This window comes from Leptolyngbya iicbica LK (assembly GCF_004212215.1).
GTDB classification, from domain to species: domain Bacteria; phylum Cyanobacteriota; class Cyanobacteriia; order Phormidesmidales; family Phormidesmidaceae; genus Halomicronema; species Halomicronema iicbica.
The window spans coordinates 294,678-319,878 of record NZ_QVFV01000002.1; the positions used below are offsets into that span (position 1 = coordinate 294,678).

Annotated in this window: 20 protein-coding genes; 8 read left to right on the top strand and 12 right to left on the bottom strand. The window is 53.9% G+C overall.

The window, feature by feature from the left end; genetic code table 11:
* Positions 1–107: 107 nt before the first annotated feature.
* Genes DYY88_RS08400 through DYY88_RS08410 form a run of 3 tightly spaced genes read right to left on the bottom strand, consistent with a single transcriptional unit; the run spans position 108 to position 2,907 of the window.
* The gene (locus DYY88_RS08400) at positions 108–464 is read right to left on the bottom strand and encodes a thermonuclease family protein (protein WP_039728506.1); all 357 of its coding nucleotides are present in this window, start codon (positions 462–464) and stop codon (positions 108–110) included.
* A gap of 14 nt (positions 465–478) precedes the next feature.
* Complete coding sequence (locus tag DYY88_RS08405) at positions 479–2,245, bottom strand: VWA domain-containing protein (protein WP_084607140.1); 1,767 nt, start codon at positions 2,243–2,245, stop codon at positions 479–481.
* Positions 2,246–2,250: 5 nt separating this feature from the next.
* The gene (locus DYY88_RS08410) at positions 2,251–2,907 is read right to left on the bottom strand and encodes a hypothetical protein (protein ID WP_130199371.1); all 657 of its coding nucleotides are present in this window, start codon (positions 2,905–2,907) and stop codon (positions 2,251–2,253) included.
* 362 nt (positions 2,908–3,269) lie between these two features.
* Here DYY88_RS08410 and DYY88_RS08415 point away from each other — a divergent pair, with 362 nt between their 5' ends.
* On the top strand, positions 3,270–4,901 hold the full coding sequence (locus tag DYY88_RS08415) for a 2-isopropylmalate synthase (RefSeq protein ID WP_039728505.1): 1,632 nt from the start codon (positions 3,270–3,272) through the stop codon (positions 4,899–4,901).
* A 139-nt stretch (positions 4,902–5,040) separates the two neighbouring features.
* Here DYY88_RS08415 and DYY88_RS24460 read toward each other — a convergent pair whose 3' ends face one another.
* Together DYY88_RS24460 and DYY88_RS08425 are read right to left on the bottom strand one after the other, a co-directional pair.
* Entirely contained in the window at positions 5,041–7,788 is a 2,748-nt protein-coding gene (locus DYY88_RS24460) for a DUF4394 domain-containing protein (protein WP_052288573.1), read from the bottom strand.
* A gap of 168 nt (positions 7,789–7,956) precedes the next feature.
* Positions 7,957–8,625: a DUF4439 domain-containing protein gene (locus DYY88_RS08425; protein WP_039728502.1), complete on the bottom strand. Its 669-nt coding sequence runs from the start codon at positions 8,623–8,625 to the stop codon at positions 7,957–7,959.
* 155 nt (positions 8,626–8,780) lie between these two features.
* On the opposite strand from DYY88_RS08425, the gene DYY88_RS08430 reads away from it, so the two are divergent.
* Both DYY88_RS08430 and DYY88_RS08435 read left to right on the top strand, forming a co-directional pair.
* Positions 8,781–9,353, top strand: a complete 573-nt coding sequence (locus tag DYY88_RS08430) for a sigma-70 family RNA polymerase sigma factor (RefSeq protein WP_201279058.1) — start codon at positions 8,781–8,783, stop codon at positions 9,351–9,353.
* The gene (locus tag DYY88_RS08435; protein WP_052288572.1) at positions 9,353–10,129 is read left to right on the top strand and encodes an anti-sigma factor; all 777 of its coding nucleotides are present in this window, start codon (positions 9,353–9,355) and stop codon (positions 10,127–10,129) included. Before DYY88_RS08430 ends, DYY88_RS08435 begins: the two co-directional genes overlap by 1 nt.
* Positions 10,130–10,175: 46 nt before the next feature.
* On the opposite strand, the gene DYY88_RS08440 is transcribed toward DYY88_RS08435, so the two are convergent.
* Positions 10,176–11,105 (bottom strand): isoaspartyl peptidase/L-asparaginase family protein, encoded by a 930-nt coding sequence (locus DYY88_RS08440; RefSeq protein WP_039728499.1) that lies wholly within the window; start codon positions 11,103–11,105, stop codon positions 10,176–10,178.
* Positions 11,106–11,201: 96 nt separating this feature from the next.
* Between DYY88_RS08440 and DYY88_RS08445 the strand changes: the two genes are divergently transcribed.
* Together DYY88_RS08445 and DYY88_RS08450 are read left to right on the top strand one after the other, a co-directional pair.
* Positions 11,202–11,483, top strand: coding sequence for a helix-turn-helix domain-containing protein (locus DYY88_RS08445; protein ID WP_039728498.1), 282 nt, complete (start codon positions 11,202–11,204; stop codon positions 11,481–11,483).
* A gap of 407 nt (positions 11,484–11,890) precedes the next feature.
* Positions 11,891–12,985 carry a CarB family protein gene (locus DYY88_RS08450; RefSeq protein ID WP_039728497.1) on the top strand — a complete coding sequence of 365 codons (1,095 nt, stop codon included), beginning with the start codon at positions 11,891–11,893 and terminating at the stop codon, positions 12,983–12,985.
* A gap of 179 nt (positions 12,986–13,164) precedes the next feature.
* Here the strand turns inward: DYY88_RS08450 and DYY88_RS08455 are convergent, their stop codons facing one another.
* Both DYY88_RS08455 and DYY88_RS08460 read right to left on the bottom strand, forming a co-directional pair.
* Positions 13,165–13,536: a hypothetical protein gene (locus tag DYY88_RS08455; protein ID WP_039728496.1), complete on the bottom strand. Its 372-nt coding sequence runs from the start codon at positions 13,534–13,536 to the stop codon at positions 13,165–13,167.
* Positions 13,537–14,140: 604 nt separating this feature from the next.
* Positions 14,141–14,629, bottom strand: coding sequence for a Fur family transcriptional regulator (locus DYY88_RS08460; RefSeq protein ID WP_084607139.1), 489 nt, complete (start codon positions 14,627–14,629; stop codon positions 14,141–14,143).
* 228 nt (positions 14,630–14,857) lie between these two features.
* Between DYY88_RS08460 and dpsA the strand changes: the two genes are divergently transcribed.
* Positions 14,858–15,394, top strand: coding sequence for a DNA starvation/stress protection protein DpsA (gene dpsA / locus DYY88_RS08465; protein ID WP_039728495.1), 537 nt, complete (start codon positions 14,858–14,860; stop codon positions 15,392–15,394).
* A 197-nt stretch (positions 15,395–15,591) separates the two neighbouring features.
* Here the strand turns inward: dpsA and DYY88_RS08470 are convergent, their stop codons facing one another.
* From DYY88_RS08470 to psbA, 3 genes are all read right to left on the bottom strand, one after another.
* A complete protein-coding gene (locus DYY88_RS08470; RefSeq protein WP_039728494.1) occupies positions 15,592–16,245 on the bottom strand; it encodes a (2Fe-2S) ferredoxin domain-containing protein in 654 nt (217 codons plus the stop codon).
* The gene (locus DYY88_RS08475) at positions 16,242–16,490 is read right to left on the bottom strand and encodes an Asr1405/Asl0597 family protein (RefSeq protein ID WP_039728493.1); all 249 of its coding nucleotides are present in this window, start codon (positions 16,488–16,490) and stop codon (positions 16,242–16,244) included. Before DYY88_RS08475 ends, DYY88_RS08470 begins: the two co-directional genes overlap by 4 nt.
* Before the next feature lie 756 nt (positions 16,491–17,246).
* Complete coding sequence (gene psbA, locus DYY88_RS08480; RefSeq protein WP_039728492.1) at positions 17,247–18,326, bottom strand: photosystem II q(b) protein; 1,080 nt, start codon at positions 18,324–18,326, stop codon at positions 17,247–17,249.
* A 755-nt stretch (positions 18,327–19,081) separates the two neighbouring features.
* Here psbA and DYY88_RS08485 point away from each other — a divergent pair.
* A complete protein-coding gene (locus DYY88_RS08485; RefSeq protein ID WP_130199372.1) occupies positions 19,082–19,495 on the top strand; it encodes a hypothetical protein in 414 nt (137 codons plus the stop codon).
* On the opposite strand, the gene DYY88_RS08490 is transcribed toward DYY88_RS08485, so the two are convergent.
* Positions 19,478–20,290 carry an HAD-IA family hydrolase gene (locus tag DYY88_RS08490; protein WP_044151355.1) on the bottom strand — a complete coding sequence of 271 codons (813 nt, stop codon included), beginning with the start codon at positions 20,288–20,290 and terminating at the stop codon, positions 19,478–19,480. The genes DYY88_RS08485 and DYY88_RS08490 overlap by 18 nt on opposite strands.
* Positions 20,291–21,345: 1,055 nt before the next feature.
* On the opposite strand from DYY88_RS08490, the gene DYY88_RS08495 reads away from it, so the two are divergent.
* On the top strand, positions 21,346–25,173 hold the full coding sequence (locus tag DYY88_RS08495) for a diguanylate cyclase domain-containing protein (protein ID WP_084607138.1): 3,828 nt from the start codon (positions 21,346–21,348) through the stop codon (positions 25,171–25,173).
* Positions 25,174–25,201 lie beyond the last annotated feature (28 nt).

The following is a 25,201-nucleotide window of genomic DNA, read 5'->3' on the forward strand; positions in this document are numbered from 1 at the left end:
GTTGTCGTCGGGCGGTAGACCTTAGCCTTTAGCGGCAGCACGATTTAATTTCAGCGATTAGACGCCTTCATGAACAACAGGTTCATGGGGGCGTTTTTAGTTGTGCTCTACTCTAAATAGGCTGCGGCCAACCCTTCGTCCAGTAACTCCTGGTTGAGGTTGTGCCATTGCTCCGCAACTCGATAGTGGACTGTGCCCAGCAGGCGACCATACTTGCCGGTGCTGTCTTTGTGAGTCTCGATGATCAGGCGGTCAGCCTGCCGGAGGCGCTGCTCCACGATGTCGCGCACAACCAAACCCTGCTCTCGTTCAACGCCGCGCAGCTCTGGGGTGTCGATGCCGTAGAGGCGAATCGGTTTGTTGAGTTGCCAAATATTGAATCCGAGGGAGAGATCGACGCGGATTGTGTCGCCGTCATACACCGAGACTAACCGGGCTTCGTAGTGGTACAGAAATTCATCCATGGCGTTGATCGGGGCTACAGATTGGTTTGGAAGAGATCTTTGAGCAAGTCTTGGACGTTGTCAGTGGTGCCGGTTTTGACGGTGGATTCGCGCAGGGCAGCGATCGCGGCTAGTTCGCCCTCATTGACATCGCCATAGGCAATGGGATAAACGCGAATGCCGCTATAGCTAATCAACTCTTCCACATCATTGAAGTTGTAGCCGCGATTGGCTTCGCCATCGGTGAGCAGTAGCAAATAAAATCGCCCTTCCGGATCAGACTGTCGCTGTTTCATCAACTCGCCCATGCCCATGAGCATGGCGTCATACATGGCAGTGCTACCGTCGGCCCGCAAATTATCGACAGCGGCGAGTAAGCGCTGATGCTGCAGTTGATCAAACGCAGCGAGGGGCAGGCGGTAAACAGCGCGATCGCCAAAGGTAATCAGCCCCACTTGATTGCCGGCATTAATCACCGAACTCGCCACCTGCAAGCCTTCTTGCACGGCATTTAGGGGTTCCCCTTCCATTGAGCCGCTGGTGTCCACCACAGTCATGAGGTAAACCGTGCGGCCCCCGTCTTTCCGAGCCTTCCAATAGCTTTGAGCGGCGGTCAGCACCTCCCCCGAGGGAATCGGCGGAGCTTGGCCGCTTTCTAAATACGGCGTTGGCTCAAAGCCTTGCTGAGCCGCTAGCGCTTGCATCTCGCTGGCCATGGCAAATTCGCCAAACTGCGCCAAGGCTTCGGCTTGAGCGGCAGAGTTCCAATCAAAGCCGACCAGAGGATTGTTGTGGGGAATGCCGAAGGGCACGAACTGCACATTCTCGAAGCCGGGAAGTTGGATCAGGCTCTGATAGTTCTGATACTCCAGCGGAAACGCCTGTAACTTGTCGGGGTCGCGAATAAAGATCTCCTGTAAGTCGAGGGTGGTGGTGGTGGTAATCAAAACCTGCTCTTGGAAGGCGCTGAAGACGGAATTGACTTCTGGGGATTCCAAATTGGCGACGGTTAAAGCAGCGTCTCCCGACAAGCCAGCCGATCGCCAAAACAGGCTGTACAGCAGGTTCAGCGCGGTGGAACTGGTGTAAGGGTTAGGGTAGCCTGCGGTCAGCTGTCCCGAAATCATGGCGTCGAGCACTTGGGCAAAGGTGACTTCGCCGCCACCCAGGGCGTTGTAAGCTTCCCCTTGCAGCACCAGGCCAGCGGTGTTGGGCACCAACCGAGATTGCACCGCTGTGGTGTTGACGCCCTCACTGTTGATCATCTGTACCCAGAGATCGTTGGACGGGGAATAGCCAGCGGGTTGGACGGTCCCTGCGGCCAGTAGCCTCGCCGCCGTACCCGAGGGGATCTGGCGAATCCCCACCTGAATAGGTTGGCCGCCGCTGGTGGTGACGCCCTGTTGGTTAAAGGCGTCGGCCACTTCTACTAGCCAGCGTTCGTTCTGTTTATCCACATTGGCTTTTTCAGAAGAGCTGAAAATTTCGAGATATACCGTCTGTCCATCATTAGGCGGTTGCGCCGCGTAGAGGGGGAAATCTTCGATCGCGGGCAATGGCTCGCTGATCGTGTCGGTGCTGTAACGACTGGCGACGGCATCGGCGACAAAATCTTCTTCCCAATCGAGCCTGGGCATGACGGTTTCCAGTAAAACCGTTTCGGCTTCGGCTTCTGACTCCACCGAAGGAATGCCTCCACCGCCGACGCTTGCACAGCTCCACACCAAAGTCAGGCAAAAGCTGGCTAGCAAGGTGAACACAAAGGGACGCTTGAGCAGGGCGAATAATCGAGGAATCAGCATAGGGGTTAGGTGGGGTCGTCAGCAGCGGTTTGCAAGGTGGTTTTGTTCGCTTCGATGAGCAATTGCAGGCGATCGGGCAGGGCTACACTCGCATTGGCATCGGCGGAGAGTTGCGCCAGGACAATTTGGTCGCGTAAAGCCTGGAGCTGATGATGGGTTTCCTGAAGGCGATCGCAACTCTTCTCCAACTGTTGCTGAGTCAGGGTGCGGTATTGCTCGGTTTGCACTTGTTCCAACGCCACAGTGCTGCCAGCGATGTTGGCGGCGAGCCCTTCGACGGTGTACAGCGCTTCTAACAGATCGGGTATCAGGGTCGAGTCGCGCTCGGCAATTTCGGCAGCGGCGGTCTGACTCTCGCTAGACCATTGATAGGCATTCACCCAGGGACTTTGCATATCGATGCCGGGAAATTTCGCGGAGATCGCATCCAAATGCTCCAACATGACGGTGCGATCAAGCAGATTGCCTGTGGTGTTGAGGCGATCGCCCCGAAACTGGAAAAACCACGCGCCCAACATGCCGACGGCAATGATGGCTCCCACCACTACACCCACCCATTGGAAGCCGGTAAATACGACGAGCGCCAAAAAACCCAAACCGGCCCCGACTAATAAAAAGGTGGTTTGGGGATATCGAAATGCGCTACGCCAGCGAATACTCATGCGATCCAATCGAAAATTGCTGGTCTGATCATACCCATGACTTTGGGTCGCGATCGATTTCTTTACGCGCCGTGAAGGGGAACGAGCTTGCAGTTCCCAAACTGCTTGACCTGATCCCAAGCTTAAGTAAGCTGCAGATGATAGGTGCCGCTGCTCATTCGGGGCTGTAGAGGGCTAGCAGTATCAAACCCCAACAATCGGGGATGCTATGTTCAAGCAATTTCTTAAATGCTCGTGATGATCCTCATCAAAGTCAGCAAATCTCTAAAATAGAGGTTTAGCGATCGCCCATACTTCTGAAGCAGGAGATTAGAATAGTGCGTGTTGCTACAAATTTTGTCGTTTATTGCTTGTGAACACCGATGAGTAACCAACCCCAGCCTGACCGCATCTTAATCTTTGACACCACTCTTCGCGACGGTGAGCAATCTCCCGGCGCGACGCTAAACGTGGATGAAAAGCTTACGATCGCGCGGCAGCTGGCACGACTGGGGGTGGACATCATCGAAGCGGGGTTTCCCTTTGCGAGCCCCGGCGACTTTGAAGCGGTAAACAAGATTGCGGCTCAGGTCGGGACGGAGGATGGCCCCACGATTTGTGGTTTGGCCCGAGCTACTAAGGGCGATATCGAAACGGCGGGTCGGGCGATCGCCCCGGCGGCCAAAGGTCGCATCCATACCTTCATCGCCACTTCCGACATCCACATGCAGTACAAACTGCGCAAAACCCGCGAAGAAGTGCTCGCCATCACGGAAGAAATGGTGGCTTACGCCAAAACCTTCACGGACGACATCGAATTTTCGCCGGAGGATGCCGGACGTTCTGACCCCGAGTTCATGTATCGCGTGTTGGAAACGGCGATCGCGGCAGGGGCCACCACCATCAACATTCCCGATACCGTTGGCTACTTGACCCCGTCAGAATTTGGCGGTCTCATTCGCGGCATTCGGGAACACGTACCCAACGTGGATCAGGCGATCATTTCCGTCCACGGCCACAATGACTTGGGCTTGGCCGTCGCCAACTTCTTGGAAGCGGTGAAAAACGGGGCGCGTCAACTGGAATGCACCATTAACGGCATCGGCGAGCGGGCCGGTAATGCGGCGTTAGAAGAGTTGGTCATGGCGCTACACGTCCGCCGCAGCTTCTATAATCCGTTCTTTGGTCGCCCCGCTGAGTCGGAGGCACCGCTGACGAATATTGATACCACCGAGATTTATCCCACGTCTCGCTTGGTTTCCAACCTGACGGGCATGTTTGTGCAGCCGAATAAGGCGATCGTCGGGGCCAATGCCTTTGCCCACGAGTCCGGCATTCACCAAGATGGCGTGCTGAAAAACAAGCTCACCTACGAAATCATGGATGCGGAGTCCATCGGCCTCAACAAAAACCAAATCGTGTTGGGCAAGCACTCGGGCCGCAACGCCTTCCGCACCCGGTTAAAAGAACTGGGCCATGAACTGGGTGATCAGGAACTGAACCGTGCCTTCTTGCGCTTTAAGGATTTAGCGGATAAGAAAAAGGTCGTCACCGATTGGGATATTGTGGCGCTGGTGAATGACGAAACCCAGCAAGCGCCTGAGCATTTCCATATCGAGTTAGTACAGGTCTCTTGCGGCGACCACGCCTGCCCCACCGCCACCGTGACCCTGCGCACCCCTGAAGGTGAGGAACTGACGGACGCGGCAACGGGGACTGGTCCCGTGGATGCGGTGTATCGCGCCGTCAACCGCGTCGTCAACATTCCCAATGAACTGATTGAGTTCTCGGTGCAGTCGGTGACGGCGGGTATTGATGCGATCGGGGAAGTGACGATTCGCATTCGCCATGAAGAGCGCGTCTTTTCTGGCCATTCCGCGAACACGGACATTGTCGTGGCTTCGACCCAGGCGTATCTGAACGCGCTCAATCGCCTGTACGCCTCGATTCAAGGCGGCAAGACCATCCATCCTCAAAAAGATGAAATGGCCACCGCAGCCACGGCGCGCATCTAGCGATCGTTAGGCTGATCACGATTCTCCCCATAGTTTTAGAAAGGCACGCAGCAATCTACTGCGTGCCTTTCTTTATGGGCTCTAGCCTTGGCTATTACTGAGATCTCTCAGGGGACGTTAGCCCCCTGGAGAGAATTCACTACGCTGGCGTAGATGCCGGTGTAGTTGCGTCTAGCGACAGCACAAAATCATTGAAGTCGAAGTCAGTGAAGTCTTCAAAGCGCCAGACATTGCCATCACGCTCAATGCGACCCATGCCGCCAATGGCATCGTCAATGGTGACCAGGTTATGGATATTGCCATCGACCAGTAGCGCTGGGGCATAGTAAGCGCCGCCCGCTAGCAGGATGTCTTCCTCCACCGTTGAGAGATTCCCCACCGTCAGTTCTATGCCTTCGAGCAAACTGGTGCGGACGGCATCTTCGTAGCCGCTGTCGCCAGGCTTTAGCCCTGCGACTTGGCCTTGAGCGTCGGTTGCATAGAATTGGAGAATGTTGTCGAAAGCTGCTTCGCGAGACAAGGTCAGTTCAGCGGTGACTTCACCATCAAAGCCTGTGAGGTCGAGTAATTCGGCGATCGCGGGTTTATCAGGCGCATCTGATATCGACGCCAGCCCCTGAAAATTGATCTCACCATCATCCCCAATCATGCCCAGATTAGTAGCCAACCCAGTTGCCAGATCAACGGTGTATAGAGAAGCATTCGACACCACAAAGGCCGTGTTGTCATCGGGTGACGCCGACACAATGTCGAAACCGCCCAGGGTATCGATATCGAATCCTAAATCGCCAATAGTTTGCAAGACGCCATCATTGGGTGGATTTTGTAGCAACAGACTGTCGAGGACGGCATCAATGTCATAGAGCTGAGTCGCGTCTGTACCCGCAAAGGCGTTGGTGTAGGCAGCGGCGGTCACGGTGGGATTCACCCCAGCGTTGGCATCACCCGCGGCAAAGGCCAGATCACCATCGACAATCACCTCGCCAGTATCAACATTGATGCGGAAGTCTTGCTCGTTGTCTCCCACCAGGCGGAGGCGATCGGCCACAGGATTAAAGTCAAATCCTGAAATGCTGTCGCCCTCAAACGGTAGAGACAACGTACTCACGAATTCCGCCACATTATCGCTGGTTGCCAGGTTGCGAAGGATGGGGCCATTCTCCCCCGCTGCCCCCTGGTGTAGGTGCACCGCACTTTGAGGATTACCTTCGACATCGGGGGCTCCTACTGGCAGTAGCGGACTGGTCAGCTCGCTAAAGGTGCCCTCAGTGGTGAGCTGGTTAGTTGAGTCGTCGTAGATGATCCCGAAGCTACCGATCGCAGGGCTATCGGGTGGCGTAACGGCCCCCACTTGCTGACTTTCCTCGATCGCAATGCCGCTGGCGACGATATCGTTTTCTAACTCAATATCGACTTGACCGCGCAATTCGCCGCTGCCGAAGTCTGCCGTATGTAGGTTGATGTAAAACGCATCATCCAACAGCAGCGCTTCTTCCTCGTCGGTGAGGGTAAATGCCCCGGAGAAACTGCCGCTGGGATCGACGGTAAAGTTTCGCACGATCGGCCCATTCGCCCCCGCCATGGCATTATGCAGGTGAATCGCACTCTGGGGATTGCCTTCGGCATCCGTTGCGCCCACCGGCAATAGGTCGCTGGTCAAGTCGCTAAAAGAACCCGTAATGGTCAGCGCGTTGGTGGCATCGTCATAGATCACGTCAAACATCCCGGTAGCGGGACCGTCGGGCACCACGGCTCCGACTTGCTGCGCCTCTGACATCACCAGTCCGGTGGCAACGACGTCGTTTTCCAATTCAACGGCTACTTGGCCCCGCAGTTCGCCCCCATTAAAGTCTTGGGTGTGCAGGTTGATGTATAGTTCGCCATCTTCTAACAAGACCTGCTCGGCATCAGTCAGGGTAAAAGACCCGCCAAAGTCGCCACTGGCAAACCCTGTAGGGTCAAGGGTGTAAAGCTCGTTGGTGGACGTCAGGCCATAGATCAACCCGTTAGCCGGTCGAGTATCAATACCCAGCAAATTGCCGTTAATTCCGGTCACGGGAATCGACATCGTGTCTTCTGGGCTGGTCGGGTCGAAGGCCACTAGGGCGTTGTTATCCGTGAGGGCAAAGAGTTGTGTGTTAGCAGCTGCTCCGGTGAAGAGGGGCTGAATCGTGCCTGCTGCGACGGGGGCGGTAATGCGGAAGGCTTCGCCGTTGCCCAGGTCTAATCCGGGAGGGGCGTTGCCCATAGCAGCGGCATCGATCGCCGCTGAAATTTCTGTGGGAATCGTCAACCCGTGCAGCACAATCTCTCGGTTGGGCAGCGGCGTCAGGTTGTTGTACTGACGCAACTGATCCGGATCGCTCAAGTCAAAGGTGTAGGTCGTGTCGAGGTTGAACTCTGAGCCCGAGGGAAACAGCTCAGCCGGGTTGATTTCGCCCGCGCCAGCCAAGTTTAAGAAATGGGTGAGCGGGGGGGTGCCATCAGGGGCGGCTTCAATTTGTTCAGAGGTCAGATTCAGCACTACGGGGCCGTAGTTGGGCCGACCTTCCAAAAAATTGAGAAAGCCATCGCCATCTAAATCGCTATCTGCCAGAGTGGGCAGGATGGAATTAGCCGGATCGCCGCCCGTACCATCAAAGAAGCTGCCATCACCTTGTTGCAGCAGGGGGCGATCGGCATTGCCTGCAAACTGTCCGTGGATATGGGCAACGTGGATACCGCCAATATCCATGAGATCTTCCAGACCCGTCGCTGCGAGCTGTACGCGCAGGGTACGAGTTGTACTGGTGGGTGCATCGAGCGTCAGGATGGCTTCACCCATTGCCATGGAGTTAAAGGGCTGAGCTCCATTTAGCGTGAATAGATTGGTCGTAAACTGTTGCATGAGTAATTTGCTCTAGCTTTTATTTACATCATTCGAGCGATCGCAGACGGCTGGAACAGACCCGCCAGCCGCCACGACAAGCTGTGGGAGATCGGCCACCCTGGGGACGGGATGGCGATGCGATCTCCCCGAGTCAGCAATTTGAAAAAACAGGGTTAGCGGTTTTCGTTAAACCTTCAGGACCCATTGGTCGCGAGTGTCGGCACTGACAAAGGCTGCGGGGACATACTCAATTGCCATGCCCAAACTGATGAAGGCGGCGCGAATCGTAGTAGCGTGGGAAGCTTCGGCGGCGGCGATCGAGGCTCCGGCAGTGACCAGGGCTGGTGTCATTAAGCGGGCCACTTCATTGGCATAGGCGATCGCCGCATCGGTTTCCAGGGCTAGGGCCAACTTGGCGATATTCACATCTGAATCCAGGCCACCATCGCCCCGCTCTAAATAGCTAGAGAGGTCATAGCTAGACTCGGCCATGACGGGCATACCCCCGAGGTCGCCAATCACCTGAGCCAAGGTGTCGCGGTGAATCATGTGATCGGCTTGATTAGCCAGGGCAATATTCAACACCGCTTGTCCCACATCGGAATCACTTAGCTCACCAGCCGCCGCACTGTAGGCCCAAATCGCCTGGTGCTCGTAATACAGTGCCCCGTTCAAAATCTCGACATCATTCATGGCCGCGTCGCTAGACATCATGCCAGCTTGGGCGGGCCGTTTGGTCAAGGCCGCGAAACCCAGGGCCCCCGCGAGCCCGGTGACCGCGCCGCCAGCGACTAATCGACGCCGAGACACCCCTTTGGCCAACTGAGTTGAGGAGTTAACGAGAAACTTGTTCATGGGCTTATCCTTTAAGCGCTAACATCATGGACGGGCTTGCTCTTGCAGAACCCAACCTTCATACGAGCAATCGCTGTAATCGGATTGCCGATTTCTCAAGAAATCCAAATTTCTGCCTTAGTCGTATTATTGGCAGCCCTCATATGCCTCCGTTCATGACCCGTTCAGACGCTGCTGACTCAGATAGCGATCGCGAGTTGGTTCTCAAGCTGCAAGCGGGTGATACTGACGCTCTGGCCCTGCTTTATGACCGCTATGCCCCCATGGTCTACACCCTGGCGCTGAAGATGTTGCAAAATGCGGCGGAAGCCGAAGACCTGACCCAAGAAGCCTTTGTCAATTTTTGGCAGCAGCAAAAATACGACCCCAATCGGGGAAGTGTGGGCAGTTACCTGGCTACTTATACGCGATCGCGGGCCTTAGATCGCCTGCGCGTCGGGGGCGGACGTCGCAACATTATGAAAAAGGTGGAGCGCATGACTGGGGCCACCCCACGTCCCGCGACACCGTTAGAACAGGCGGCCCAAAGCGAACGCCAGCAACGACTGCGAGAGGCCCTCGATCGCCTGTCACCCGCCGAACGAGAAGTGCTCGAAATCGCTTATTTTGAGGGTTTGAGCCAGTCACAAATTGCCCAACGGCTGGGCCTGCCCCTCGGCACGGTCAAAACTCGCTCCCGCCAGGGATTACTCCGGCTGCGCGATGACCTCGGAAATGATCTTCTTTAATGGCGTCCTTTTCTTTCATGAACTCCAATCCGCTCCCCGACAATTGGCGATCGCTCCTGGCTGGTTATGTCCTCAATGATCTGACCGCAGAGGAAACTGCCCAGGTGCAAGCATGGCTGGCCCAGTATCCCGAGGTTGCCACCGAATTAGCGGCGCTAGAGGGATCTTGGCAAGCCCTTCCAGAAAGCTTGCCCCTGCAATTGCCGCCCCCACAATTGCGCGATCGCGTCCTAACTGCTGGGCCGTCTTCACCGGTCAACCGTGAAGCCGCCGCGACCTCTCGCCCATCGACACCTCGCCCCCCTCGTCGCGTTTGGGGGTGGGCTGGCTTGGGCTTGGGTTGGGCCGCCACTGCGGTGGCACTGATCAGCGTGGCAGCAGAAAATCAGCGTCTCCGGCAAGAGCTGATCCAAAGCGAAGCCGTCGTCGCCAGCTTTAGCCAGCCGGACAATCGCCTTTATACCCTGGCGGGAACTGCCGCCCAACCCCAGGCCAGTGGTCGCTTAGTCGTTGATCCAGAGCGTGAAACCGCCCTGATTTTTACCGAGAGCTTGCCGCCGCTGACGGCCAATCAAGCCTATCGGCTGTGGGCGATCGCCGATCAAGAACCGCTCTTTTGTGGGCAGTTCAACCCGATTGCCGAACAGGCGAGCAGTCAGTGGCAATTGCCCGACATCGCGTGCGGCGCCCCCGGCGTACAGATGCTCATCACCGCCGAATCGACTGATGCCCCACCATTACCAGCGGGACCGTTGGTATTACAGAGTCAGTCTTGAGCCGTAGGAATGGGACGCGATCGGAGCAACCGCAACTGCAGTCAGCTTAAGTCAGACGGCAGACACTCTCGCCACCGCGCTCGATATAGCCACAGATCATCCCCGAGGTGGAATGGCCAAACGCACAGCGTCCGTGGCGATCGATAACAATCACGCCCCCCAAGCCCTGCACGCGATCGACGAGATAATTGATGCCGGCAGTGGCTGCCTCAGCCGCATCCATCCCTTTGAAATGGACATAGTCCGAAATCATTTTGCTGAGCACCGTGCGCTGAAACTGTTCGCCATAGCCCGTGGCCGACACCGCACAGGTGGTGTTGTCGGCAAAGACCCCCGCCCCAATAATGGGACTGTCCCCCACGCGCCCCCAGCGCTTATTCACAATGCCCCCAGTCGAGGTGGCGGCAGCAAGGTTGCCTTCGTTGTCTCGGGCGACAGCGCCGATCGTGCCAAACTTGTGCTGGGGCTCAGCATCTTCGTGATCGAGCATCATGCCCCCGGCTTTTTGCGCCTCGCGCCACTGCCGAATCCGCGCATCAACGACGAAATAATCATCCGTCATGATCTCAACGTTGCAGATGTTGGCAAATTCCCGCGCGCCTTTGCCGATGAGCATCACGTGCTCGCTCTTTTCCAACACGCGGCGGGCCAGGGTGATGGGGTTTTTGACATTGGTAATTCCGGCGACGGCTCCCGCTTCCAGCCCGGTGCCATCCATAATGGCGGCATCCATTTCTACTTCGCCATACTCGTTCAACACCGAGCCATGTCCCGCATTGTAGAGGGGATCATCTTCTAAATGCCGTGCACAATATTCCACGGCATCTAAGGCCGAGCCACCTTGGGCCAAAATCTGTCTCCCCCCTTCCAAAATGCGGCGGAGGCTATGGATAAAGTCGTCTTCACTGCCCTCCCGGCGGATATGCTCTAACGCGCCGCAGCCACCGTGAATCATGAGAGAAAAGTTATCAGGCATATCATTAAGGAAGAATGCAGTCGGGAAGTATTTGACGTTACCACACTTAAAATGAGTATGCGCTAAGGAGCGCGTCACCCTTTACATGAAACTGTCATGCTTACTCTTGACCCCACCATTTGTCGAGAATCGACGTTGTCTGAGTGCGAGATCGGCGAAACTGAGACACTCCAGATTCGCACAGCGTTGATGTTGTCATTACAGGAAGCGATCGCACAGCAGGGATGGACTCCTGAAGAAGCCGCCAAAGCGTTAAAACAAACGCTGCCGCGCATGCAAAACCTCATTAATGGCGAAATCAGTCGCTTTAGCATTGAGCAGCTCATTCAACTGCTGGCCCTCACCGGACGGGGAGTACAGATTTCTGTGGTCAACTGAGTGGCACGCCACCCATGACATGATTTTACGAGTGTTTGCTAAAAGACACCGAGAAACGCCTCATTTGGGGCGTTTTTTATTAGGGGATCATAACTTCTTGAAGCCAACACTTAAAAATACGTGTGCTTTCATGACTGCCAGCGGCCTCTTTCGATACGCTTATGAGGCTAGTTTTCGCAACCGTCGAGATGGCTTTGCTGTCTGGTCAATAAGCCTTGTTTTTAGGGCTAAGTGCAGTTCGATTGAGCTGCTAAAAATGGCTCGGCGATCGCCACCATGTCGTCCTTCAACTAGCGTTGTGTTTCCATTGCTAAAAACTTCGGCTCCGGTGGGCACGAGCTAATTGGGGCGTTGTTTGGTGATCTGGCTAATTGGCATTGCTCTATTTCAGTAAGTGATATGGCCCTATGAAAATCTACAACCACGACATTACTCTCTACACCCATGATCGTGACCCCAGCGTCGAACTGTACGCTGGCAGAGCCCTAGGGCTGACGAATACACAAGACAAAATTCAACTAGCTCAGTCTTTACAAAGTGAATGGGATGCCATTGTCGATCACTATGCCCAGATTGGTTTACCCCACACCCACGACGTCATTTGGAATTCATCTTTTGAGGTGATCAATCAGTTCCCCGATCGCGAAATCAGCGTCTACTTTTTTGGCGATGTGATTAATGAGCACGATACCTATCGTCAGCTGTTCCACCAATGGGACGGCAAATACCGCGAAATTGTTGAGTTCGTCAATTCCAAAAACAACTTCATTCAGCTATCAGAAGAAATTGGCATTCCTGTGCCCAAAACTTTGCGCTTTGCCAATTTGGCTGAGGCCCAAGCGTCTGACGAAATCATGTTTCCCTGTTTCATAAAGCCAGCTGTTTCTGATCATGGGGTGGGCATTCAGCGCTGTGCTAATGCTGAGGAACTGGCGCAAGCGTTTGCCACCCTCGTGCCCGAAGAACCCTTACAAATTCAAGAAGAGGTGAATGCCTCGGCCTTTTTGAATCTGCAATATCAGGTGAGGGAAGGGCAGATCGAACCGCTGCTGGTGTCGGAGCAGGTGCTCGATGGCTGTGTTCACAAGGGCAATCGCTACCCTTCGAGTCATGAACCCTGGGACAAAGTCGCGCCGTTTGCTGAGTGGATGGGCGATCGCGGCATGAAGGGGATCTTTGCCGTGGACGTGGCGGTGGTGCCCGAAGCAGCAGGCACTCGCTATGTGGCGATCGAATGCAATCCCCGCTTCAACGGGTCGTCCTACCCAACCATGGTGGCCAAGCGACTCAACATCCCTCAATGGAGCAGCGGTACTTACAAGACCCAGCTGCGATCGCTCAACGAGCTAGATCTCCGAGATATCGCCTATGATCCGGCCACTCACAAGGGCGTGATTTTGATTAACTGGGGCATTATTCAAGCGGGCAAACTGAGTGTGCTCTTTGCGGGCACTGAAGCTGAGCAAGCAGAACTCGAAACAGCGCTCTTACAGCGACTTTGAGCGGCAGCTTGTTGGAACCAATTGGCCCCAGAGCGCTCAAAGTCAGCATCAGATTTTTATCGTATTGCGCAACAATGCTTGCTGCCGCCAGTCCTATTTTGTTGAGCTAAAAAAGGCGCTTCCATCGCTGACGGAAGCGCCCTTTTGGGATTCAAACTGTGCTGACTTGGCATTCGCTTTTAATCGATGAAGATGCCGCCACCTTCGCTAACGACAATGCTTCTCGTGACTAAGTCGGGATTCTCATAAAATGCTGTGGGTTCCAAATGTTGGAGAGAAATCGTGGCACTCATACCGTCCTCAGCGACAGACGACACTTCCGCATAAGTCAAGCCGCCATCTAATTGCCGAAACCCAATAAAGGATGGCAGATCATCAGTCGTAAAACTGACTGACTGATTCGGAGCAATCTCTTCAAACCGACTATTACCCGGCACCATGAAAGAAATCACAGAGGGGCTGTCGTTCATTAGGGTCAGTTCGACCCCACCGTCAACTGGAGTAATGTATGCTTCGGCTTCCTTGCGATCGCTGACGGCAGGCGTGCTCATGAGTGAGATTGACTCTGGCGCTTGAGACGAGCTGGCTTTCAATGTATTTTGGCTAAGTAGTACAGCAGGAGTCGCCACCAAAACAGCTGTACCTAACATCAATATTTTCTTGGATTTGAGAAAGTTCATATGTAACTCCTCTTGCTTCAAAAGCAGATGCATTCTATGGCTAAGCAGGTCGACCCAAATGAACGTAACTCTCTACCGATGAAGACTCCGCCGCGAAACTCAAAGCTCGACTGAGGGATGCGATATTAAACCGATCTTCACGGGCAGCAAACGCCTAAGGCTACCTACTTAAAACCGTGCTCTACTGACTATTAACTTAAAATATTGATGATTTTTTCTAATCCACCGAAATGGGTAAGAAAGTCAAACGCAATACATTGGTTAGAGACCCAAAATCAATCTGTCTGACTTTTGACCAGGGTCACGACTTTGAATCTGTACAACTTTTGACCAGATCGTGAGGCGTGGTTTATGGTGCTGATTTCGTTAACTAATTGATAAATAGAGCTATATAAATGGAATGCTGGGCCAATGGTGCCCATTCGATACGCACGATCATGCTTTCTGGCAATGGTGACTCGACATAAGCCGATCTTTAGCTCAAGCCAGCGCATTTAGAGCACAATCCTCGGACAGTAAATTGACAATCTAAGAGAGAAAAGCCGTGGTCTAAGGCTTCTTTACTGCCTAAAGAGAGAATGGCGCTGTCTTCAAATTCCGTTACCGTACCACATTCAGTACACACCAAATGGTGATGGTCCCCCATGAGCGGATTGCAAAATTCATAATACTTGCGGCCTTCTGACAAGGTCAATTCCCGCAAAATTCCTAGATCTACTAACAAATGCAGAGCTCGATAAATGGTTGAAAATCCAATTTTTTCGCCGCTTGCAGTCAGCTTGTCTTGTACGTCTTCAGCACTCAGATGCTCGCCTTCGGGCACTTCTCGTAGGACCTGCAAGATCTTTTGCCGCTGGTCAGTGATGCGAAATCCTTCCTGATTCAAGAGCATGCGTAGCACTTCGGCTGGATTGTCTTCTAAATAGAGCCTTTCTGAGATGTTAGAGGAATCGGATTGGGTCATGATTGCTAAGCTATTGAAAGCGGTTTTCGATATGTCCTGAAATGGCTTATTGATAATGGTTTTCGCTATAGAAAAATATTTTGAAGAAATGAAGATTTTTGGAGCTTAATTAACTCTCGGTTGAGCAAAATAGGTCAGCTAGTAGCGTTAAGATTGAAGAGCGTGTTGAGAGCTTAATGTCAGATTTATCTCTAAAGACTGCTGTTTGCCCATAACGAAGGAATGACTATGCCGATCACCGAAACTCATTTGCAAGCCTATAGTGAGGTTGCTGACAATCCGATTTTGCTGGAAAAATCGGTTACTGAGCCCATTGTGGAAGGTCTGGGAATTGCATATGCCAGCTTTATGGGGCTGTATATGCAATATCAAAAGCATCACTTTGTTGTGGAAGGTTCGGAGTATTACATGCTCCACAACTACTTTTCTGAAAGCTACGAAGAAGTGCAAGAACATGCCCATGAAGTGGGTGAGCGTCTGCATGGCTTGGGCGGCGTGCCCCCAACGTCGTTTGGCAAGTTGGCGGAGCTGTGCTGTTTTACTCCCGAAGATGACGATGTCTATCGCTGTCGTCTGATGATTGACCATGATTTGAAGGCAGAACAGAGCGTGATTCAAATGTTGCGTCGCTTGGCTGGACAAGCCGAGAGTTTGGGCGATCGCGCGACTCGTTACCTGTTAGAGCAGCTACTGCTCAAAACTGAAGAACGGGCTTATCACCTAGAGCACTTCTTGACACCCGATAGCCTGAAGCTAAGCTGGTAGTTTTCCACCGTCATGGAAGCCATTGTCCCGTACGCTCCCAGTTAGGGGGCTGCGGGCTTTTTAATGCCTAAATAAATGGCGGCTGGGGATATCACGTTAGCTGAAGTAAACGGCTTTGAGAATCCAAGCGCTCATCAGTAGATAGGCCGCAACTAGTAGCCAATGGCTCCAATTTTCGGGGTCAAAGCTGTGGGACATTAGGCATATTTGGTGACTATGGTGAGCGCGTTATCGGGAGTGACCCCGCTGATCACTTTTTTGGAGTGAGAGAGTTTGATATTCGGCCCTTTTTTGCAGGCTTTGAGGCAGCCAACGCCTTCAACTGAGACGTGTTGCAAATTTGGGTCATCAGCGATCGCGGTCTCTAATGACTGCATAATTTGTCGCCCGCCCTGCTTAAAGCATTTGCCCTTGCGGCAGACCTGTACACATAGGGGCTTGGGCGCGGATGCCGATGGCTCAGTTGGTGCGATCGCTGAAGCTTCTGAAACCGCTGCTGTATCGACGTTAGGGGATGAAGTCGGGACGAACTGACGCGCCTGCCAGTTTTCCTGCAAGTCAATCCGCTCAGGCTCTGATAAGGGCAGAATGTTGATGCCGCGCCACTGCTCAGCTTCGCAATAGGCCCAGACCTGCACAAAGTCCCCAGGGGTTAACTCACGCACTAAAACTGGGCGCAGATATTTTGGCAACTTAATTGAGTAAGTTGCGGTCTCGGTTTGCAGACAGACGCCTTTGATTTTGCCTTTGGGCGATCGCAGCACGTCGATAAATTGGCCCTTGAGTACGACGCCTTGAGGACGTTGCAGTTGGGCACTGGCGACACGGTCGAGGTCAGGGGTTCTTTTCATACAGTTACCGTCATTTTCCAACAGGTTTCGAGAGCAGCGATCGCGGCCTCGCGAGGCAACGTCACACTGCGCACCACGCTCCAAATTTGCAATACAGCGGTAGGACTCAGGGCTGCAACTCTTAGCGGTTGGCCGCAGTCACAGGCACAGGGCACCGATAAATCCTGTAAACGGCTGTAAATCATCCAGCGATCAACCGGGTCGAGGGTGAGCGCTACGGTCGGGTCGGGCGATGTCATTTCCATACAGTTAAGTGGCTTTAAAGCGGGTGAAGGTCGATAGTGCGGCAGACAACATTAGTGAAAACTGTTCTGAACAAATAGAGGTGAGTCCTAGGCAAGAGCCGGAGCCAATCAGCCTGAGGGCCAAGAATCCCTTAAGTTTCCGAGGCCTCCGGGACGACTAGAGTTCTCTATAGCCACATCCTCAACGTCTTCCTTAATGACTTTCATTAACAATAAGGTAGCCAATCTCTGGCTTTAATGCAAGCAGTTTGCAATAACGAGTGGCTGATGAGAGCGCTGTTGCTGAATTGCCTAGTTCAAAATCTGGCAGCGAGTCCATGACGGCGACCTTGAGCGTTGCCGTCATGAGGTAACGAAGTATGAATCGATGTTGTAGAGGCAGCGGTTCTCGGTCGGCTCAAACGATTGGCTGAGGAGTGGTCTAAGGAAACCAGCGTCGGTTCTGGTCCCAAGCTTGGGAGAGGGGTTTTGAAGAGATGGGGTTCAGAGACTTGCTCCAAGAATAGGCCCTACCAGGGACCGGGTGCCTTGATTGATGATTGCGGTTTGGCGGCTGAGGCGAATAGGCACCCGGTCCCTAACACCCCAGAGAACGCCCCGTTTGATCGTTGGGGGTGTCGCGACAGTGCCATGGACGGATTGGTATAGTCCGCCCAAAAAACTCCCGCCCCGGTTGCCCAGGGACGGGAGATAACACACCTATTCGGAGGCAAACTGGTGAAGGACTGCGCTGAAATATCTGATCAGCGATCGCCCTTAATGAATTTCTGGCACGGGCACCGCATCACCACTGGCGAGTAACAGCGGGAAGTGGTGAGCATTCGGCGAGTGCATCGCCTGAATCCCTAAATCAGCGCGATTGATAATGTCGGCATTGGTCGCAATAACGCGGCCTTGGGCGTCCAAAATGGAATGCTGAAAGTTGAAACCGTTGAGATTGAACGCCATCGTGCTGACGCCCAGGGCGGCAAACCAGATGCCCAGAGTGGGCAAGGCCGCCATCAAAAAGTGGAACGACCGATGATTTGCACTCGCAGTCGTGGGAATCAACACCCGCCCTAAATAACCGTAGTGGCTGGCGAGATAGTTGTACGTGGGCTCTTGTTGCCCAAATTTATAACCGGCATCGAGCGATTCTGATTCACTGGTCTCGCGCAGCAAACTTGATGTCACGAGGGAACCGTGGAGAGCGCTGAGCAGCGCGCCTCCAAAGATCCCAGTCACCCCTAGCATGTGGAATGGGTGCATCAAAATATTGTGCTCGGCCTGGAAGGACAGCATGAAATTGAAGGTGCCGGCAATGCCCAGAGGCAACCCTTCAGAAAAGCTGCCCTGCCCGATGGGATACACCAAAAGCACGGCGGTGGCCGCAGTCACCGGAGCCGAAAACGCGATCGCAATCCACGGTCTGAGCCCCAGACGATAGCTCAGTTCCCACTGCCGCCCCAGATAGGCCCAGACGCCAATCAAAAAGTGAAACACGATGAGCTGGTAGGGGCCACCGTTGTAGAACCATTCCGCCAGGGAACTGGCCTGCCAGACCGGATAAAAATGCAGGCCGATCGCGGCAGAAGTGGGTACCACTGCGGCGGAAATTAAGCTATTGCCATCGGTCAACGCGCCCATCACTGGCTCGCGAATGCCGTCGACATCAACCGCTGGAGCCGCAATAAAAGCCAACACAAAACATACACTAGCGGCACAAATGGTGGGAATCATCAGGATGCCAAACCAGCCAATATAAATGCGGTTATTGGTGCTGGTCACCCACTGGCAAAATCTTTCCCATAGACTAAACAGATCGAGTTCTGTTTGCCGTCGAGTAAAGGTATTCATCCCCAACTCCTTTTGAGATATTGTTCAGGCAATTCTCAGTAAATCGGCGTCGCTAAATCAGCCATAAGCTGGGTCTGCATAAATCAAGCATCATGAACGATGATCAATATCTAGGCAGCGGCTTGATGGGCAGTGCAGAGAGGGACTGTAGCGACCCGCCGTAGGACAAAACTCCGAAAAATGGCAGAAATAATATAGGCGAAATGGCAGTGCTGAGGAGATTTGTCTTGAGGCTATTTACTGACTTACTTCCTATTTTGCAAAAAGTAAAAGAAGCCACGGAGAGTATGTTGGCAAACTTGAATATCTGTAGCGTTAGTTCATAAATTAGTCTGACTCAATTTATCTAGCCCCCACTGAAGATAACGTGGCGCTGGCGCAGAATATAGCGACGAAGTGACCGCGATCGCCCTACCTGGCCTCAACACATACAACTTCAAAATCCGATAGCTTACTTTGCAAAAATGTGAAAACCCATTACAGCTTTAGGGGGCGCTCGGCAAGGTGGTTCGGGCGATCCCCGACAATGAAAATAACGTCTGATAAGCGTTTGCGGGAAATACTGCTCAATTTTCGGGTGCTACAGCGCCGCGTAGATCGCTCCGTACATCCCCATGCTGCGGACTGCTATAGACCACTGCGGCTTGCAGGCACGGTGTCTGCCCTAGCCCCTGGATGAATTAGCGATTTTAGGATGCGTCCTGAACGAGTGGTATAGCGATCGTTCAAATTTGTTGCTCACGGAGACAATTCTCATGGCAATTTCGCAGGGAATTCGATGTTCGGGATGTTTGCCTGGCCCTGGCAAACCGAGCCCCATGATGTGGGAATTGGTGCCGACCCAAATCAAGATGGTTTTACAACAAGAAGGCTGTAATTTACTGCGGCATTGGGCGCGGCGGCAGCATCGTTCATATGTGCGCTTTCAGTATGCGCCATTGGTTTATAAAGGCGATTTGTTTTATCTACAGCGGTGGTCAGCGACAGAGTGGCATGTCTCGCCGAGTCAGCTCATTTTTCCTAATGAAGGTTGGCCTTGTTCTGAACTGACGCGACAACATGGCGGGCATTTATCTTTTATCGTGCGGCGCACAATTGCTCAGTTATTTCCCGATCCGGAGCTGCACTTTAGCGATCGCACCCCCAACAGCTTAGTCGCCCTCTCGTAGCCGTTTGACCACGCAGCTAGCGTTAGCAGGCTCAGTCATAGAGACGAGCGATCGCGCCACCGATAAATCGAAATAAGGCTGCGTGAGAAAGTGTCCCCAGAGACTCTCGCAAGGTTGGTCGGGCTTGCCCAAATGATTGAGCACGAGGGCGGCGGCGGCAAAATTTTGGCGCTTAGTGTATTCGTTCACTGTAATCACCGTGGTGAGGCCAGCTCCCTGAGCGGCGGTGAGACCGTGTTCGGTGTCTTCAATGACGAGACAGTTCTGAGCGTCAAGGGCCATCTTATCCAGCACGTAATGATAAATATCAGCGGCTGGTTTTTTGCGGGGCACAATGTCCCCCGCCGCAATGACTTCAAACCAGCTGGGGGCGTCGGGCGCTAGAGCAGTTTCTAAAAGCGCCAACGCATTTTCCAGGCGGCTCGTGGTGGCGATCGCTAAGCGGACATTTTGTTGCCGAGCCTCATTGATTAAGCGCTTAATGCCTGGCCGCAGTGAGATCTGACCGGCCTGTAGTAGCGCTGTGTAGTAACCGGTTTTCGCGTGGTGGAGTTCGGCAATAAGGTCATCCAAATCGCGATCGCTAGGCAGCGGCGGCGCATATTTGTCGATAAAGAAGTGGATGCGCTCTTTACCGCCTGCCACTTGCAACAACACGCCGTAAATGCCCTCTGACCAGTACCAAGGCAAGCCCGCTGCGGCAAAGGCTTGATTAAACGCCACTCGATGACCGTCGCGTTCGGTTTCGGCTAGGGTGCCATCCACATCAAAAATGAGCGCTTGCAAAGTCGTCATAATGATTTCTCAGGTAAATACGGGTGATTAAACAGAGTCGTCCGATGCATCGGGATGAAGGGCGATCGCCGCCATTTCCAAAATTATCCTTGCCCGCGACCATTGCCTCGTCTTGACTGAGTCACTTCCCAGCCTGGTGTCAGAGCAGGAGTGCGGGCAAAGGGCATTATCCCTCAAGGTTCCCTCAGTAAACGATTTCGACTCGGCTCAACTCAAACGGGTGCGGCATCGGCGCTCAGAAGCAGTGAGATTTAGGTATATTTACAAACTCTGGCAGAGCTGGCCGTAGGGGGCTTAGTTTAAAAGCACCGAGCGATAATTCCCCAGGTATCTGTTTAGCGTCAGGCTGCTACTGATCCCCCTAAAGCCCTGTGGGCATGGCTGCGCTAAAACAAGGGGGACTTCGAGCCGGCATATTCTGAGCCCCCTTGGCAAGGGGGCAGCGACAGCGGGGGATCTAAAGCCCCGCTAAACAGATACTTCCCTAGCGGCAATGATTGCCTCGGTCTGTAGCCATGGCGTGACGTGATGTGTGAGGATACATCCAGTCTCCGTGTTATCTCGCATGTGAGTGGGTGACTCATTAGCGGTGGCTCAGCGTCAACGCCCCGCGATTTAGGGTGGAATAGGGGACAGCGCATTTCAACAAAAGTCTATGATGACGATGCCACTGGGTGCGTTGGGAGACTCCGCAAATTTATCAAGGATTATTACTGCGTCATGCTTATCGGGACGCCCTAGTGAATCATAAAGATGCGCGAATAGTTAGCTAGTCGTTAGGTCTGAGGATATGGCGATCGCTTCGCCTGGAGGCGGGTCTCATCAGACTTTTCTGTTATGTGTCAAGCTCTAGTTGGGCCGCTAATGTACTATCCCACCTTGGTCCTCGGAGGCGATGGTCATCACTCTCCCCCAGTATCCGTTCTTACAGGGGTGATGTTGCTAAGCGGGCGGCGGTGGTGATGGGGCTTTCTGAATGACTGAACTATAGCGCTCTAGCGATCGCTCATATGACTCTACTCGTCAGCGTCCACCCTGTTTGACCCTTCATTGTGATGCTTCCCCACTCCCCCATGCCGCCGCAATCTAACCTGGTTGATGAAATTGCTGTTCTGATCAACGAGGCGAAAGATCTACCCACACTGCTGCAACAAATCGCGGTTAAAGTACGGGGCTTTTTGGCGGTCGATCGCATCAAGATTTATCAGTTTGCAGCGGATGAGAGTGGCGCGGTCGTGGCCGAAGCGATCGATCAGCAACGGTTGCCTTCCCTGCTGGGGCTACACTTTCCCGCGACCGATATTCCTCCCGAGGCGAGGCGGGAACTGTGCCATTCACCCCACGGCACGCTCATTGATGTGGCCAGCAAATGTAAGATTCGGTGCCAGGGATTACTCGCTCATACCGGGCATGTCCTTCAGCCCACATCAGGCGTCGAGACCTTTGAGCCAGTCGATCCTTGCCATCTGCAATATTTGCTCAACATGGGGGTGCTCACGTCCTTAACTATGCCGATTTTGCAAAAGCAGGCCATGTGGGGATTATTGGTCGCTCACCACAGCTCATCAAAGCGATTTTCCGATACGCAACTCGCCACCCTGGAACTGATCACCAAAGAAATCACCCTCTGCATTGCTCAAAAAACATTGCAGCAAGCGGCCCAGCGCCAACAAGTCGAAGAGGCTTTTTTGCAACGGGTAGAAACCGTGTTTCACGGGTATCAGCCGCACTGGACTCCCAGCTCGCCCCCGGTGGTCGATCGCCTGACTCCCCTACTGAACGAAATGCTGACCCTGTTTCGGGCTGATGGCAGTGCCGTTTATTTTGCTCCGAGCTTGGTTTTAGAGCAGCCGCGCGTTTATAGCCAAGGCTGTGCCACTGAGCAGCTCGCCGCTTTGGTCGATTACATGCCCTGGCAGATCTTGTTGCAGGGCCAGGTGTCGTCCCCTCGCTCGTTAGATCAGGTGCCGCCCGATGCCCCGACGATGCCCCAGATCGTGACGCAAATGTATGAGCGGGATGATCTCGCCGCTGATGAGACGATTCACAACGCCTTAGCGATCGCCCAGGTTGGCGCGTTACTAATCATCCCCATTCACTCGCATCAACACTGGTTAGGCAGCATCGTGTTGCTGCGACAAGAACGGCAGCTCGAAAAACTCTGGGCGGGCCGCCAACGCGACGATGACCGCAATACGCTGCCTCGACAATCGTTTGCCGCCTGGTGCGAACATCAGCACACCACGCCCCCCTGGCAAGCCGCCGATTATCAACTTGGGCAAAAGGTGGGACATCATTTTTATATTGCATTAGTGCGACAACACCTCGCTCATTTAATTGACTATCAAGCCGCTCACGATGGCTTGACGCAGCTGCCCAATGCCGACTTTTTTCGCGGGCAGCTGGTGTTGGCGATCAATCAAGCCATCACGACTGGGGAACTGCTGGCCACTATCATGATTGACCTCAACCACTTTAAGCGGGTGAACAACGCGCTGGGGGTGATGGCGGGTGACTATTTGTTGAAGGAAGTGGCCCAGCGGTTGCAAAGTGGACTGCAAGCGCGATCGCTGACCGATGCGATCTTGTCGCGCTGGCACGGTGACTGCTTTATCTTGCTACTGCCCAATGTGGTCGACAGCCAGAGCGTTAAGCAACACTGCCAGTGGTTGTTAGAACGGCTGCAAGACCGATTTATCGTCTGTGGCGAAACGGTGCAGCTCACCGGCAATGCTGGCATCACCTTTGCCCCCTATGACGGCGATACCTACGAGCTGATCATTCAACATACTGAGCTGGCCTTGAATGAGGCCAAAAAACAGGGCATTGCCGCCTGCGTCACTTACGACGCGGACATGAGTCGCCATACCCTGAGCCCGCGCCTAGCCCTAGAGTCGGCCCTGAGCCATGCCCTAGAGCGGCACGAGCTGCAACTGCATTATCAGCCGCAAGTCAATGTCGAGACGGGCGAAATTTGGGGATTTGAAGGGTTGCTCCGCTGGCATTCGCCTGAGCATGGTCAGGTCTCGCCAGCGGTGTTTATCCCCATGGCCGAAAATCTGGGACTCATTCGCCAGCTTGGTTTTTGGGTCTTTCGCACGGCCTGCACCCAAGTCGTGGCCTGGCAGCGACAAACTAACCTCAGCTGTCGCATCAGTGTCAATCTCTCGCCCCACCAGTTGCGCGACCCGGATTTGTGTCAGCACTTTGAGCGCATTTTGGCCGAGACTGGCGCTCGGCCCCAAGATCTGGGGTTAGAAATCACTGAAAGCACCGTGATGGATGACTATGAGGCTGCCGTGTTTACCCTGGGTAAATTGCGGGCCATGGGGTTTGAGATTGCCATTGACGATTTTGGTACGGGCTATTCTTCCCTCAGCGTCTTGCGAACTTTGCCCATTGATACGTTCAAAATTGCACAGCAATTTTTGCAGGGCATCTTGTCTTCTGCTAAAGATGCTGCGCTCTATCAGGTCATTGTCAGCCTGGGCACCTCGTTAGATTTGACGATCCTTGCCGAAGGCGTGGAAACCCAAGCCGAATGGGATTTTGTGAAGTCGGCTGGGGTGCACATTGTGCAGGGCTATTTTTCTGGCAAACCGATGATGGCGGGGCTGGTGCCGGGCTGGCTGCAACAGCAACGGCGACGGAGTCAGCTGAGTACTGGTTTGGACTCGGCGCCAATCGTGCTACCTAAGCCTGAGGCGGAGGCGACGGCAGCCCTCTCGTTGGTGACTCATTTAACGGCGGAGCCGACTTATCCCAACCTAGAGCAGGCCATTCAACAAGGGCTGATGGAATATCACCAGATTCAAGACCTGATGCAACAGCAAACTGAACGCGAGCATTTGGTGCTGGAAATTGCCAACAAGATTCGCCAATCGCTGGATCTGGGTTACATCCTCGAGACGTTGGTGACGGAGGTGCGCCAGGTATTGGGGTGCGATCGCCTGTTTCTCTTTCAGTTTGATGAGCATTGGGCCGGTGAGGTGACCGTTGAGTCGGTGAGTGATCCGGTTTATTCCATCCTGGGGGAATGGATCGACGAGCCTTGTTTTCGCAATGAATATGTGAAGCTCTATCGTCAGGGCCGGGTTCGGGCGATCGACGACATTACCCAAGTCGGGTTGCATGCCTGCCATTTGCACATGTTGCAGCAGTATCAGGTGAAGTCTAATTTAGTGCTGCCCATTCTGTATCAGGATGACTTGTGGGGCTTGATGATTGCTCACCAGTGTGATGCGGTGCGCCACTGGCAATCGAGCGAAATTACGTTGATGAAAGAGATTGCCGTGCAGGCAGCGATCGCCATTCATCAGGGCGAGATGTATCAGGAGTTGCAGGCCGCCAACGCCAGCCTCGAGCAGTTGGCTCACCTCGATGGGTTGACGCAGATTCCCAATCGCCGCAAATTTGACGAGCATTTGGCCCATGAATGGCGCCGCGCTCTGCGATCGCACCAATCGCTTTCGCTCATCCTGTGTGATATTGACCATTTCAAACAATATAACGACTCCTATGGTCACCAGGCGGGCGATTATTGCCTCCAGCAAGTGGCCCAAACGTTATCGCAATTGGTGCAGCGGCCTAGCGACTTGGTGACCCGCTACGGCGGAGAAGAGTTTGCCATCGTGTTGCCCGACACCACTGCCGAAGGTGCCCTGCATTTAGCACAAAAGCTACAGGCCCATGTGCGGGCATTGTCCCTGCCCCATCAGCATTCCGCGTTGGGCGTCGTCACCATCAGCTTAGGGGTCGCAACCCTGCTGCCCCAGGCCGGTCAGAGCCCCAACCAGTTGATTGAGGCGGCTGACCAAGCGCTGTATCAAGCGAAGGCCGCTGGCCGCGATCGCTGCTGTGTCCAGACTGCCAGCCCGGTATAACGCTGCACCGCTCCATGCTTGCGGCCAC

Bases quoted from the DNA above. Each gene is read 5' to 3' on its own strand.
- DYY88_RS08400 (WP_039728506.1), bottom strand. From the start codon at position 464: ATGGATGAATTTCTGTACCACTACGAAGCCCGGTTAGTCTCGGTGTAT.
- DYY88_RS08405 (WP_084607140.1), bottom strand. From the start codon at position 2,245: ATGCTGATTCCTCGATTATTCGCCCTGCTCAAGCGTCCCTTTGTGTTC.
- DYY88_RS08410 (WP_130199371.1), bottom strand. From the start codon at position 2,907: ATGAGTATTCGCTGGCGTAGCGCATTTCGATATCCCCAAACCACCTTT.
- DYY88_RS08415 (WP_039728505.1), top strand. From the start codon at position 3,270: ATGAGTAACCAACCCCAGCCTGACCGCATCTTAATCTTTGACACCACT.
- DYY88_RS24460 (WP_052288573.1), bottom strand. From the start codon at position 7,788: ATGCAACAGTTTACGACCAATCTATTCACGCTAAATGGAGCTCAGCCC.
- DYY88_RS08425 (WP_039728502.1), bottom strand. From the start codon at position 8,625: ATGAACAAGTTTCTCGTTAACTCCTCAACTCAGTTGGCCAAAGGGGTG.
- DYY88_RS08430 (WP_201279058.1), top strand. From the start codon at position 8,781: ATGACCCGTTCAGACGCTGCTGACTCAGATAGCGATCGCGAGTTGGTT.
- DYY88_RS08435 (WP_052288572.1), top strand. From the start codon at position 9,353: ATGGCGTCCTTTTCTTTCATGAACTCCAATCCGCTCCCCGACAATTGG.
- DYY88_RS08440 (WP_039728499.1), bottom strand. From the start codon at position 11,105: ATGCCTGATAACTTTTCTCTCATGATTCACGGTGGCTGCGGCGCGTTA.
- DYY88_RS08445 (WP_039728498.1), top strand. From the start codon at position 11,202: ATGCTTACTCTTGACCCCACCATTTGTCGAGAATCGACGTTGTCTGAG.
- DYY88_RS08450 (WP_039728497.1), top strand. From the start codon at position 11,891: ATGAAAATCTACAACCACGACATTACTCTCTACACCCATGATCGTGAC.
- DYY88_RS08455 (WP_039728496.1), bottom strand. From the start codon at position 13,536: ATGAGCACGCCTGCCGTCAGCGATCGCAAGGAAGCCGAAGCATACATT.
- DYY88_RS08460 (WP_084607139.1), bottom strand. From the start codon at position 14,629: ATGACCCAATCCGATTCCTCTAACATCTCAGAAAGGCTCTATTTAGAA.
- dpsA (WP_039728495.1), top strand. From the start codon at position 14,858: ATGCCGATCACCGAAACTCATTTGCAAGCCTATAGTGAGGTTGCTGAC.
- DYY88_RS08470 (WP_039728494.1), bottom strand. From the start codon at position 16,245: ATGAAAAGAACCCCTGACCTCGACCGTGTCGCCAGTGCCCAACTGCAA.
- DYY88_RS08475 (WP_039728493.1), bottom strand. From the start codon at position 16,490: ATGGAAATGACATCGCCCGACCCGACCGTAGCGCTCACCCTCGACCCG.
- psbA (WP_039728492.1), bottom strand. From the start codon at position 18,326: ATGAATACCTTTACTCGACGGCAAACAGAACTCGATCTGTTTAGTCTA.
- DYY88_RS08485 (WP_130199372.1), top strand. From the start codon at position 19,082: ATGGCAATTTCGCAGGGAATTCGATGTTCGGGATGTTTGCCTGGCCCT.
- DYY88_RS08490 (WP_044151355.1), bottom strand. From the start codon at position 20,290: ATGACGACTTTGCAAGCGCTCATTTTTGATGTGGATGGCACCCTAGCC.
- DYY88_RS08495 (WP_084607138.1), top strand. From the start codon at position 21,346: ATGCTTCCCCACTCCCCCATGCCGCCGCAATCTAACCTGGTTGATGAA.